This is a genomic window from Streptomyces sp. LBL, from assembly GCF_029893585.1.
Taxonomy (GTDB): domain Bacteria; phylum Actinomycetota; class Actinomycetes; order Streptomycetales; family Streptomycetaceae; genus Streptomyces.
Genome location: NZ_JARXYX010000010.1, coordinates 184700 through 196295 on the forward strand (window position 1 = coordinate 184700; position 11596 = coordinate 196295).

The following is an 11596-nucleotide window of genomic DNA, read 5'->3' on the forward strand; positions in this document are numbered from 1 at the left end:
ACCTGGGTGGCTGCGAGGTGGGTCCCGTTGGGGCTGTGCCGGGTGGACGGCCCTGAGTACCGTTCGTGCGAGCGTCTAGGGAGCCGTGTGCCGGGTGAGGGGACGCGGGCGGACGACAGGGTCGAAATTTGACCGGGGATTCGGGAGACGGGGGCGGAATGGACGCGTACGACGAAGGCTCGAAAGCCCCGCACGGGCCGCCCGAGCCGAGTGCCGACGATGTTCCTGCCGGTCCGAGTGTCGGCGGTGTCCCTGCCGGTCCGAGTGCCCGTGACGTCCCTGGCGGTCTGAGCGCCCCCACTGCTCCCGTCGGCCCGGGCGTCTCGCCTGCCCTCACCCGGCCGAGCGGGCCCCACGGGCCCCACGGTGCCGACGGTGCCGACGGTGCCGACGGGTCCAACGGGTCCGACGGTCCCGGTGGTCCCGGTGGTCCCGGTGGTCCCGGTGGTTCCGGTGGTTCCGACGTTGCCAGTAACCCCGCTGTCCCTACTGTCCCTCCTGTCCCTCCTGCTCCTCTTGCTCCCGCCGACCCGAACGGCCTCGCCTCTCCCCATCCCGACGCCCGGGCCGGGCTTGCCGCGCTCTCGCTCCGGTACCAGATCGGTGTCGCCGTGGCGCTCGCTGTCATCGCGGTCACCGTCTGTGTGCACATAGGCATGGTGTTCCTGCACGTGGCACCGTCGAACACACTGACGAAGCAACACGGCAAGGCGATCGACAACTGGATCTACCCGGAGTTCGAGCAGAACTGGAAGCTCTTCGCGCCGAATCCGCTGCAGCAGAACATCGCGGTCCAGGTCCGGGCGCAGATCAACTCCACGGACGGCGGGATACGGACCACCGGCTGGTACGACCTGTCCGCCCAGGACGGCCGGGCCATCGACGGCAATCCGCTGCCGAGCCACACCCAGCAGAACGAACTGCGCCGGGCCTGGGACTTCTTCCTGGTCACGCACGACGCCGAAAACCGCCCGACGGGCCTGCGCGGCTCCCTCTCCGAGTCGTATCTGCGCCGCATCGTGTCGCTGCGTCTGGACCACGAGAACGCGGCCGGAAAGGGCGGCACCATCGACCTCGTCCAGATGCGCTCCCGCACCACCAACGTCCCCCCGCCCGAGTGGAGCGAGGAGCAGGTCACCGACAAGCCGGTCTATCGCGTACTGCCCTGGTGGTCGGCCCGGGAAGACGGGGGCAAGGACAAGTGAACCGATTCGCCCTGACCGTCACCTCCGGCATAGGCCGTGTCACCGAGTCCGCCCTGGGCCCGTACCAGAGCGCCGTCATCCGCATCGGCTTCAGCGCGACCTGGCTGCTGTTCCTGCTGCGGGAGTTCCCCCACCGCCACGAGATGTACGGCCCCGACGGCCCTTGGAGCTGGGACCTCGCGGAGCAGTTGGTCTCGACGAACGGCGCCTTCACCGCTCTGATGTGGACGGACGGCCGGTTCTGGTTCGAGGCCGTCTACGCCCTGGCCGTCCTGACGAGTTTTCTGCTGCTGCTGGGCTGGCGTACCCGCACGATGTCCGTGCTCTTCATGGTTGGCGTGCTCTCCCTGCAGAACCGCAGCGTGTTCATGGGGGACGGCGGCGACAACGTCCTGCACCTGATGTGCGTCTACCTCGTGTTCACCCGCTGCGGCCAGGTCTGGTCGCTGGACGCCCGCCGGGCGCGGCTCGCGCGGCAGTCCCGCGCGCCTGGGGAGCGCGTTACGGACCGGGTCGGCCCGGTCCTGTGGGGCGTGCTCGGGTTCGCGCTGGTCGCGGCGACCCTGGCGGGCCGGCTCGACGGCGACCCGGCCGTGCCGGTGCTGCTGTGGGCCGTGTGGATCGCGCAGGCCCTGTGGTGGGCGGTCGGGCGCTTCACCAGGACCGGCGAGCCGCGGATCCTGCTCGACCTGGTCGCCAACATCGTCCACAACGGCGCCCTGCTCGTGATCATGGCCGAGGCATGTCTGATCTACGCGACGGCCGGCTGGTACAAGATCCAGGGCACCCGCTGGCAGGACGGAACCGCCGTCTACTACCCGCTGCACCTGGACTACTTCTCGCCCTGGCCCGCCCTCGCCGATCTGCTGTCGGCCAGCGGCACGATGGTGATGCTGGTGACCTACGGCACGGTCGCCGTGCAGGTCGCCTTCCCGTTCACACTGTTCAACCGGCGGGTCAAGAACGTCCTGCTCACGGCGATGATCATCGAGCACGCCGGGATCGCCGTGATCCTTGGGCTGCCGTTCTTCTCGCTGGCGATGATCGTCGCCGACGCCGTCTTCCTGCCGACGTCGTTCCTGCGACGGCTCGGCGGATGGGCGGCACGCGCGCGTGCACGGTGGACCGCGGGCAGAACCCGTACGGCGGTGCCGGGGCCACGTGCCCCGGAGAGCGTGGAGGACTCGCCCGTAGGCTTCACGGCATGACCGACCCCGTGAGCGCCTGGCACCGGCTGGCCGAAACCTCCGTCCTGCTCGACGGCTTCCACGCCCTCAAGCACGCGGTGCGCTTCGGCGCCGACGTCCTGGTGGCGGTCGCCGTCGACCGGGCGGACGCGCTCGCCCTCGCCGACGAGCTCGCGCCCGACGTACGCGACACGCTGGACGTGCTCCTGGCGGAGGTTCCGGAGACGACGTACCGAACTCTGCTCCCGCGCCCGCACCCCACCGCGGTGGCCGCGTTGGCCGTACGTCCGTCCCGCGAGGCCAACCTGGAACTGCTCGCGCGCACCCCGCGCGCCACACCCGTCGTCGTCCTCGACGACCCGCGCCACCTGGGCAACGCGGGAGCCGTGATCCGTCTGGCCGCCGGTTTCGGCGCGACCGGTGTGGTCACCACCGGAACGCTCGACCCCTGGCACCCCACGGTCGTACGCGGCGGAGCCGGGCTGCACTTCGCGACCGCCGTGGAGCGGCTGAGCGTGGCGGAACTGCCGGCCGGGCCGGTGTTCGCCCTCGACCCGGAGGGCGAGGACATTCGAGGCCTCAAGCTCCCGGACGACGCCGTCCTGGCGTTCGGCTCGGAGCGCAGCGGGCTGTCCGCCGGACTGCGCGCGCGGGCCGAACACCTGCTGGCGCTGCCGATGCGCCCCCAGGTCTCCAGCTACAACCTTGCGACCAGTGTGGCCATGACGCTGTACCACTGGAGCGCCACCGGCGGCACGGTGAGCTAGCTCCTGGGTCTCGGGGCTACGCCTCTCGCCGGACCTCCACCACCCGGAAGCGGTTGGCCACGAACGCCGCGTCGGTGAGGGCCGCGTTGGCCGCCGGGTTGCCGCCCGAGCCGTGGAAGTCGGAGAAGGCGGCCGTCTGGTTGACGTAGACCCCGCCCGTGAGGTTCAGCGACAGCTGGGCGGCCTCCTCCAGGCAGACCTCCTGGACGGCCTGCTCCACCTCCTCGTCGGTGGTGTAGGCGCCGACTGTCATCGCGCCCTTCTCGCGGATCGTCCGCCGCAGCAGCTCCGTCGCGTGGGCCGTCGAGTCGACCGCGACGGCGAAGGAGACCGGCCCGAAGCACTCGCTCATGTAGGCGGCCTCGTCGTCCGGTTTGGCGCCGTCCAGTGTGACGATGACCGGCGTACGGACGACCGCGCCCGGGAACTCCGGGTTGCTGACCTCCCGGGAGGCGAGGGCGACTTCGCCGAGGCCGGAGGCCGCCTCCAGGCGCGCCTTCACGTCCGGGTTGACGAGGGCGCCGAGCAGGGCGTTCGCGCGCGCGTCGTCGCCAAGGAGGCCCTCGACCGAGCGGGCGAGGTCCGTGACCACCTCGTCGAAGGTCCTGGGGCCCTCGTCGGTACGGATGCCGTCGCGGGGGATCAGCAGGTTCTGCGGGGTGGTGCACATCTGGCCGCTGTAGAGGGACAACGAGAAGGCCAGGTTGGCCAGCATCCCCTGGTAATCGCCGGTCGACTGCACGAGCACCGTGTTGACGCCGGCCTTCTCCGTGTAGACCTGCGCCTGGCGGGCGTTGGCCTCCAGCCAGTCACCGAAGGCCGTCGAGCCGGTGTAGTCGATGATCCGGATCTCGGGGCGGGTGGCCAGGGTCTTCGCGATGCCCTCGCCGGGACGCTCGGCGGCCAGCGCCACCAGGTTCGGGTCGAAGCCGGCCTCGATGAGGACCTGGCGGGCGACCCGCACGGTGAGCGCGAGCGGCAGTACCGCGCGCGGGTGGGGCTTCACCAGGACGGCGTTGCCGGTGGCCAGGGAGGCGAACAGGCCCGGGTACCCGTTCCACGTGGGGAAGGTGTTGCAGCCGATGACCAGGCCGATGCCGCGTGGTACCGGCGTGAACCGCTTGGTGAGCGCCAGCGGGTCTCGCTTGCCCTGGGGCTTGGTCCACTCCGCCGTGTCCGGGGTGCGGATCTGTTCCACGTACGCGTACGCCACCGCTTCCAGGCCGCGGTCCTGCGCGTGCGGGCCGCCCGCCTGGAAGGCCATCATGAAGGCCTGGCCGGAGGTGTGCATGACCGCGTGCGCGAACTCGTGCGTCCGGTCGCTGATCCGCTTGAGGATCTCCAGGCACACCACGGCACGCGCCTCCGCGCCCGCGTCACGCCACGCGCGCTGCCCGGCCTTCATGGCGGGCAGCAGTACGTCCACGTCCGCGTGCGGGTACGTCACTCCCAGGTCGATGCCGTACGGCGACACCTCGCCGCCCACCCAGTCGTCCGTGCCGGGCTGGTCGAGGTCGAGGCGGGTGCCGAGGAGGGCGTCGAAGGCGGCCTTGCCCGCCGCCATGTCCAGGCCGCCGTTCTCGCCGTAGGCCTTGGGGTGTTCGGGATGCGGGGACCAGTAGGCGCGCGTGCGGATCGCTTCCAGCGCCTGGTCGAGGGTGGGCCGGTGCTTGGCGATCAGATCGTGCACGGTGAGTTCGGCGGCCATGCGGGACCAACTCCTCGTCTCAAGAACTCTTCGTCGAGCTCGTGACCTGGGCGGAAACCTGGGCGGAAACCTGGGCGGGATGATCGAGAGACGTGGCGCTGAGCGCCTCGTTCAGGGTGGTGGTGGGCGACGGACGGGCGGTCAGAGTTAGAGTAACCGAACGATCGGTCGGTACAAGGGGGTCCGCCGCATCTGTGGAAAACCCCGTGCGGGAGGATCGCGCACATGACAGCACTCGACATCAGCAGCCCCGTGGCCGTCGTCGGAGCCGGCACCATGGGCCAGGGCATCGCCCAGGTCGCGCTGGTGGCGGGTCATTCCGTACGGCTGTACGACGCCCTGCCCGGCCGTGCCCGGGAGGCGGCCGACGCGATCGGTGTGCGCCTCGACCGGCTTGTCGACAAGGCCCGTCTGGCTGCGGCCGACCGGGACGCGGCCCGCGCCCGCCTGCTGCCCGCCGAGAACATCACCGACCTCGCGGACTGCACCCTGGTCGTCGAGGCCGTCCTGGAGCGGCTCGACGTCAAACAGGATCTCTTCCGTGAGCTGGAGGACGTCGTCGGCGAGGACTGTCTGCTCGCCACCAACACCTCCTCCCTGTCGGTGACGGCCATCGGCGGGGCCCTGCGCAACCCCGGCCGCTTCGTGGGCCTGCACTTCTTCAACCCGGCCCCGCTGCTCCCGCTCGTCGAGGTCGTCTCCGGGTTCTCCACGGACGTCACCTCGGCCACCCGCGCGTACGAGATGGCCCGCGCCTGGGGCAAGACCCCGGTCGCCTGCGCCGACACCCCGGGCTTCATCGTCAACCGCATCGCGCGGCCCTTCTACGCCGAGGCGTTCGCGGTCCACGAGGCGCAGGGCGCCGACCCCGCCACCATCGACGCGGTCCTGCGCGAGTGCGGCGGCTTCAGGATGGGCGCGTTCGAATTGACCGACCTGATCGGGCAGGACGTCAACGAGTCCGTCACGCACTCCGTGTGGCGGTCCTTCTTCCAGGACGTGCGCTTCACGCCCTCGCTCGCCCAGCAGCGCCTCGTCGAGTCGGGCCGGCTCGGGCGCAAGACCGGACAGGGCTGGTACGACTACGGGGAGAGTGCCGAGCGTCCCGAGCCGCATACCGCCGAGCGGGCCCAGCCGCCCGCCTACGTCGTCGCCGAGGGTGACCTGGGCCCCGCCTCCGAGCTGATCGCTCTGATCCGCGAGGCGGGCATCCAGGTGCGCGACGAGGACGAGGACCACGGCACCCGTCTGGTGCTGCCCAGCGGCGGCCAGCTGGCGCTCGCCGACGGGCAGACCTCGGTCGAGTTCCGGGACGTCGTCTATTTCGACCTCGCGCTCGACTACCGCGAGGCCGGCCGTATCGCCCTGTCCGCCTCCCAGGACACCTCCCCGCAGACCCTCGCCGAGGCCACCGGCCTCTTCCAGGCGCTCGGCAAGCAGGTCAGCGTCATCGGCGACGTCCCCGGCATGATCGTCGCCCGTACGGTCGCCCGGATCGTGGACCTCGCGCACGACGCCGTCGGCAAGGGCGTGGCCACCGAGGAGGACATCGACACCGCGATGCGCCTGGGCGTCAACTACCCGCTCGGCCCCTTCGAGTGGAGCCGCCGGCTCGGCCGCAACTGGGCGTACGCCCTCCTGGACGACCTGCACCTGCGCGACCCCTCGGGGCGCTACGCGCCGTCCCTCGCGCTGTACCGCCACGCGTACGCCACCGACAAGCGGGAGGGCAACCCCTCATGACGACCGCCAAGCGTGACACGTACACCCCGGAGACGCTGCTGTCCGTCGCTGTCCAGGTCTTCAACGAACGCGGCTACGACGGCACTTCCATGGAGCACCTCGCCAAGGCGGCGAGTATCTCCAAGTCGTCGATATACCACCACGTCACCGGCAAGGAGGAGCTGCTGCGGCGGGCCGTGAGCCGGGCCCTGGACGGGCTCTTCACGATTCTGGACGAGGAACCCGCGCGCGTGGGACGGGCCGCCGGGCGCCTGGAGTACGTGGTACGGCGCATGGTCGAGGTCCTCATCGCCGAGCTGCCGTACGTGACTCTGCTGCTGCGTGTGCGCGGCAACACCGGAACCGAGCGGTGGGCCCTGGAACGGCGCCGCGACTTCGACCACAAGGTCGCCGAGCTGCTGAAGGCGGCGGCCGCGGACGGTGACGTGCGCGGTGACGTGGAGGTGCGGCTGGCGACCCGGCTGGTCTTCGGGATGATCAACTCCATCGTGGAGTGGTACCGGCCGGACGGCCGGGGCATGAACGAGCGCGAAGTGGCCGACGCGGTGGCGCAGCTGGTGTTCGGAGGCCTGCGCCGGCCCCGGTGACTCAGCCCTGCGGTTCCAGGTCCTCTTCCTCGAACACCAGCAGCGTGCGGGTGCTGAGCACCTCCGGGATCGCCTGGAGCCGGGTCAGCACCAGCTCGCGCAGCGCCCGGTTGTCGGAGGTGTGCACCAGGAGCAGTACGTCGAAGTCGCCGCCCACCAGTGCGATGTGCGAGGCTCCGGGCAGCCGCGTGAGCTGCTTGCGCACCGTCCGCCAGGAGTTCTGGACGATCTTCAGGGTGATGTATGCGGAGGTGCCCTGGCCTGCGCGTTCGTGATCGACGCGGGCCCCGAAGCCACGGATGACGCCGTCCTCGATGAGGCGGTTGATGCGCGCGTAGGCGTTGGCGCGCGAGACGTGGACCCGTTCGGCGACCGACCGTATCGACGCGCGGCCGTCCGCCTGGAGCATCTGCAGGATGTCCAGATCGATGGCGTCGAGCGGACGGGCGGGCGGAAGGGCGCCGCCGCCTTCCGGGCTCTCGGCCATTTGTTCAGCTGCCACGTCCCCCCGCCTCTCTGTCATGGACGGCCTGCATTCATTTGAGGCTGTGCAGAACCGTTTGTCCACAGCCTGGGGGTGCCTGTAGCCAAAATGTGCCGACGACCGAACAATCGGTAGGTGAGGCGCATCACACCCGTGACGCTCCTGAAGCCGCTCCCACGAGGAGGTGCCGTCATGACGGTCATGGAGCAGCGAGGCGCGTACCGGCCGTCGCCGCCGCCCGCCTGGCAGCCCCGCACGGACCCCGCGCCGCTGCTGCCCGACGCGGAGCCGTACCGCGTCCTCGGCACGGAGGCGGCCGAGGAGGCCGACCCGCGGCTGCTGCGCCGTCTGTACGCCGAGCTGGTGCGGGGCCGCCGCTACAACACGCAGGCCACCGCCCTCACCAAGCAGGGCAGACTCGCCGTCTATCCCTCCAGCACCGGGCAGGAGGCCGGCGAGGTCGCCGCCGCGCTGGTCCTTGAGGACCGCGACTGGCTCTTCCCGAGCTACCGCGACACGCTCGCCGCCGTCGCCCGCGGCCTGGATCCCGTCGAGGCACTGACCCTCCTGCGCGGCGACTGGCACACCGGCTACGACCCGCGCGAGCACCGTGTGGCCCCCCTGTGCACCCCGCTCGCCACCCAACTGCCGCATGCCGTCGGCCTGGCGCACGCGGCTCGCCTCAAGGGCGACGACGTCGTCGCGCTGGCCATGGTCGGCGACGGCGGCACCAGCGAGGGCGACTTCCACGAAGCGCTGAACTTCGCCGCCGTCTGGCAGGCGCCTGTCGTCTTCCTGGTCCAGAACAACGGCTTCGCGATCTCCGTTCCGCTCGCCAAGCAGACCGCCGCCCCGTCGCTGGCCCACAAGGCCGTCGGCTACGGCATGCCCGGCCGGCTGGTCGACGGCAATGACGCCGCCGCCGTCCACGAGGTCCTCGCCGACGCCGTACGACACGCGCGCGCGGGCGGCGGCCCCACGCTGGTCGAGGCGATCACCTACCGGGTCGACGCCCACACCAACGCCGACGACGCCACCCGCTACCGGCAGAACGCCGAGGTCGAGACCTGGCGCGGACACGACCCGATCGCGCTCCTGGAGCACGAGCTGACCGAACGCGGCCTGATCGACGAGGACGGCATCCGGGCCGCGCGCGACGCCGCCGAGACCATGGCCGCCGATCTGCGCAGGCGCATGAACCAGGACCCGGTGCTTGACCCCATGGACCTGTTCGCCCACGTGTATGCCGAACCCACCCCGCAGTTGCGTGAACAGCGGGCCCGCCTGCAGGCGGAGATCGAGGCCGAGCGAGAGGGCGCGCTCTGATGACGACCGTCGCCCGCAAGCCCGCCACCATGGCGCAGGCCCTCACGCGCGCGTTGCGGGACGCGATGGCCGCCGACCCGACGGTGCACGTCATGGGCGAGGACGTCGGTACCCTCGGCGGCGTCTTCCGGGTCACCGACGGGCTCGCCAAGGAGTTCGGCGACGATCGCTGCACCGACACCCCGCTGGCCGAGGCGGGCATCCTCGGCACGGCTGTCGGCATGGCGATGTACGGGCTGCGGCCGGTCGTGGAGATGCAGTTCGACGCGTTCGCCTACCCGGCCTTCGAGCAGTTGATCTCGCACGTCGCCCGGATGCGCAACCGCACCCGCGGCGCGATGCCGCTCCCGCTCACCATCCGCATCCCCTACGGCGGCGGCATCGGCGGAGTCGAGCACCACAGCGACTCGTCCGAGGTGTACTACATGGCGACCCCCGGCCTCCACGTCGTCACGCCCGCCACGGTCGCCGACGCCTACGGCCTCCTCCGCGCCGCCATCGCCTCCGACGACCCCGTCGTCTTCCTGGAACCGAAGCGTCTGTACTGGTCGAAGGACTCCTGGAACCCGGAGGACCCGCCGACCGTTGAACCGATCGGCCGCGCGATGGTGCGGCGCTCGGGCCGGAGCGCCACGCTCATCACGTACGGACCGTCCGTGCCCGTCTGCCTCGAAGCCGCCGAGGCGGCGCGGGACGAGGGCTGGGACCTCGAAGTCGTCGACCTGCGCTCCCTGGTGCCGTTCGACGACGAGACGGTCAGCGCCTCGGTACGGCGGACCGGGCGAGCGGTCGTCGTACACGAGTCGGGCGGGTTCGGCGGACCGGGCGGGGAGATCGCGGCCCGGGTCACGGAGCGCTGCTTCCACTACCTGGAGGCGCCGGTGCTGCGCGTGGCCGGGTTCGACATCCCCTATCCGCCGCCGATGCTGGAGCGTCACCACCTGCCCGGCGTGGACCGGATCCTGGACGCCGTGGGGCGTCTGCAGTGGGAGGCCGAGGGCTGATGGCACAGGTGTTGGAGTTCAGGCTCCCCGATCTCGGGGAGGGGCTCACCGAGGCGGAGATCGTGCGCTGGCTGGTGCAGGTCGGCGATGTCGTCGCCGTCGACCAGCCGGTCGTCGAGGTCGAGACGGCCAAGGCCATGGTCGAGGTGCCGTGCCCGTACGGCGGCGTGGTCACCGCCCGCTTCGGCGAGGAGGGCACGGAACTGCCCGTCGGGGCCCCGCTGATCACCGTCGCGGTGGGTGCGCCGGCCTCCGGCGACGAGACCGAGGGCTCCGGGAACGTGCTGGTGGGTTACGGCACCTCGCAGGCGCCGGCGCGACGGCGCAGGGTACGGCCGGGAGAGCCGACGCCAGCCGCCGCGGCGGGCCCGGCACCGAACGGTCACGTGAGCACTGCCGGCGCGGCGAACGAGCGAGCGGGCGGCGCGGAGGCGGCGGGCGGCAGGGACGACACCTCCGTGGCGGTGGACCGCGGGGCTGAGGCCTCCGTCGCGGTGGACCGCGGGGCCGGCCGATCCGACGGGGCGGGCGGCCACTCCGGTGTGGCCGACATGTCGAACGGCCACCTCACCACGACCGGCGTGGCGGACGGCCCTGTCCCCGTGATCTCCCCTCTCGTGCGTCGGCTCGCCCGGGAGAACGGTCTCGACCTGCGGGAACTGATCGGCTCCGGGCCGGACGGGCTGATCCTGCGGGCGGACGTGGAGTACGCGCTGCGGGCGTCGCGGGCTGCGCAGGCCCGGCCCGCGACCCCGACACCGGCACCTGAGCCGCTGACCGGCGTGGCACCGGTGCCGTCCGCCGAGCCGCACACGCGCGTGGACCCCACGCCGACCGCAACCACCGCCCCCGCCACGACCGCCACCGCCACCCGCATCCCCCTCAAGGGCATCCGAGGCGCCGTCGCCGACAAGCTCTCCCGTAGCCGTCGGGAGATCCCGGACGCCACCTGCTGGGTGGACGCCGACGCGACCGAACTCATGCGGGCGCGGACCATGATGAACGCGGCCGGTGGCCCGAAGGTCTCCCTCCTCGCCCTGCTGGCCCGCATCTGCACCGCCGCCCTGGCCCGCCACCCCGAGCTCAACTCCACGGTGGACATGGCGGCCCGGGAGATCATCCGACTCGACCACGTCCACCTCGGGTTCGCCGCGCAGACCGGCCGGGGCCTGGTCGTCCCCGTCGTGCGCGAGGCCCATGCACGGGACGCCGAATCGCTCACCGAGGAGTTCGCCCGGCTGACCGAGGCGGCCCGCGCGGGCACCCTCACGCCCGGGGAACTCACCGGCGGCACCTTCACGTTGAACAACTACGGAGTGTTCGGCGTCGACGGCTCCACGCCGATCATCAACCACCCCGAGGCGGCCATGCTCGGCGTGGGCCGGATCGTCCCCAGGCCGTGGGTGCACGAGGGCGAACTGGCGGTGCGGCAGGTCGTCCAGCTCTCGCTCACCTTCGACCACCGGGTGTGCGATGGCGGCACGGCAGGCGGCTTCCTGCGGTATGTGGCGGACTGCGTGGAACAACCGGCGGTGCTGCTGCGCACGCTGTGATTGCCTCGCCTCCCGCGCGTTCCCTGTGGATC

Annotated in this window: 10 protein-coding genes; 8 read left to right on the forward strand and 2 right to left on the reverse strand. The window is 71.5% G+C overall.

The window, feature by feature from the left end; translation table 11 throughout:
* Positions 1-287 precede the first annotated feature (287 nt).
* Genes M2271_RS14825 through M2271_RS14835 form a run of 3 tightly spaced genes read left to right on the forward strand, consistent with a single transcriptional unit; the run spans position 288 to position 3159 of the window.
* The gene (locus M2271_RS14825) at positions 288-1205 is read left to right on the forward strand and encodes a DUF5819 family protein (RefSeq protein WP_348539170.1); all 918 of its coding nucleotides are present in this window, start codon (positions 288-290) and stop codon (positions 1203-1205) included.
* Complete coding sequence (locus tag M2271_RS14830; RefSeq protein WP_280887649.1) at positions 1202-2413, forward strand: HTTM domain-containing protein; 1212 nt, start codon at positions 1202-1204, stop codon at positions 2411-2413. The genes M2271_RS14825 and M2271_RS14830 overlap by 4 nt, the downstream gene beginning before the upstream one ends.
* Complete coding sequence (locus M2271_RS14835) at positions 2410-3159, forward strand: TrmH family RNA methyltransferase (RefSeq protein WP_280887650.1); 750 nt, start codon at positions 2410-2412, stop codon at positions 3157-3159. The genes M2271_RS14830 and M2271_RS14835 overlap by 4 nt, the downstream gene beginning before the upstream one ends.
* Positions 3160-3175: 16 nt before the next feature.
* On the opposite strand, the gene paaN is transcribed toward M2271_RS14835, so the two are convergent.
* Positions 3176-4867, reverse strand: coding sequence for a phenylacetic acid degradation protein PaaN (gene paaN / locus M2271_RS14840; protein WP_280887651.1), 1692 nt, complete (start codon positions 4865-4867; stop codon positions 3176-3178).
* A 225-nt stretch (positions 4868-5092) separates the two neighbouring features.
* Between paaN and M2271_RS14845 the strand changes: the two genes are divergently transcribed.
* On the forward strand, positions 5093-6610 hold the full coding sequence (locus M2271_RS14845) for a 3-hydroxyacyl-CoA dehydrogenase (RefSeq protein WP_280887652.1): 1518 nt from the start codon (positions 5093-5095) through the stop codon (positions 6608-6610).
* On the forward strand, positions 6607-7197 hold the full coding sequence (locus M2271_RS14850; RefSeq protein ID WP_280887653.1) for a TetR/AcrR family transcriptional regulator: 591 nt from the start codon (positions 6607-6609) through the stop codon (positions 7195-7197). Before M2271_RS14845 ends, M2271_RS14850 begins: the two co-directional genes overlap by 4 nt.
* Before the next feature lies 1 nt (position 7198).
* On the opposite strand, the gene M2271_RS14855 is transcribed toward M2271_RS14850, so the two are convergent.
* Positions 7199-7684: an Lrp/AsnC family transcriptional regulator gene (locus M2271_RS14855; protein WP_280887711.1), complete on the reverse strand. Its 486-nt coding sequence runs from the start codon at positions 7682-7684 to the stop codon at positions 7199-7201.
* A gap of 189 nt (positions 7685-7873) precedes the next feature.
* On the opposite strand from M2271_RS14855, the gene pdhA reads away from it, so the two are divergent.
* From pdhA to M2271_RS14870, 3 genes are read left to right on the forward strand one after another with little or no spacing between them, the layout of a single operon-like run.
* The gene (gene pdhA / locus M2271_RS14860; protein WP_280887654.1) at positions 7874-9007 is read left to right on the forward strand and encodes a pyruvate dehydrogenase (acetyl-transferring) E1 component subunit alpha; all 1134 of its coding nucleotides are present in this window, start codon (positions 7874-7876) and stop codon (positions 9005-9007) included.
* Positions 9007-10011, forward strand: coding sequence for an alpha-ketoacid dehydrogenase subunit beta (locus M2271_RS14865; protein ID WP_280887655.1), 1005 nt, complete (start codon positions 9007-9009; stop codon positions 10009-10011). Before pdhA ends, M2271_RS14865 begins: the two co-directional genes overlap by 1 nt.
* Positions 10011-11564 carry a dihydrolipoamide acetyltransferase family protein gene (locus M2271_RS14870; protein WP_280887656.1) on the forward strand — a complete coding sequence of 518 codons (1554 nt, stop codon included), beginning with the start codon at positions 10011-10013 and terminating at the stop codon, positions 11562-11564. The genes M2271_RS14865 and M2271_RS14870 overlap by 1 nt, the downstream gene beginning before the upstream one ends.
* Positions 11565-11596: the final 32 nt, after the last annotated feature.

What these genes read in the sequence shown, in the direction of transcription:
- M2271_RS14835 (WP_280887650.1), top strand. Translation starts at nt 2,410, where the DNA reads ATGACCGACCCCGTGAGCGCCTGGCACCGGCTGGCCGAAACCTCCGTC.
- M2271_RS14855 (WP_280887711.1), bottom strand. Translation starts at nt 7,684, where the DNA reads ATGGCCGAGAGCCCGGAAGGCGGCGGCGCCCTTCCGCCCGCCCGTCCG.
- M2271_RS14850 (WP_280887653.1), top strand. Translation starts at nt 6,607, where the DNA reads ATGACGACCGCCAAGCGTGACACGTACACCCCGGAGACGCTGCTGTCC.
- paaN (WP_280887651.1), bottom strand. Translation starts at nt 4,867, where the DNA reads ATGGCCGCCGAACTCACCGTGCACGATCTGATCGCCAAGCACCGGCCC.
- M2271_RS14870 (WP_280887656.1), top strand. Translation starts at nt 10,011, where the DNA reads ATGGCACAGGTGTTGGAGTTCAGGCTCCCCGATCTCGGGGAGGGGCTC.
- pdhA (WP_280887654.1), top strand. Translation starts at nt 7,874, where the DNA reads ATGACGGTCATGGAGCAGCGAGGCGCGTACCGGCCGTCGCCGCCGCCC.
- M2271_RS14865 (WP_280887655.1), top strand. Translation starts at nt 9,007, where the DNA reads ATGACGACCGTCGCCCGCAAGCCCGCCACCATGGCGCAGGCCCTCACG.
- M2271_RS14845 (WP_280887652.1), top strand. Translation starts at nt 5,093, where the DNA reads ATGACAGCACTCGACATCAGCAGCCCCGTGGCCGTCGTCGGAGCCGGC.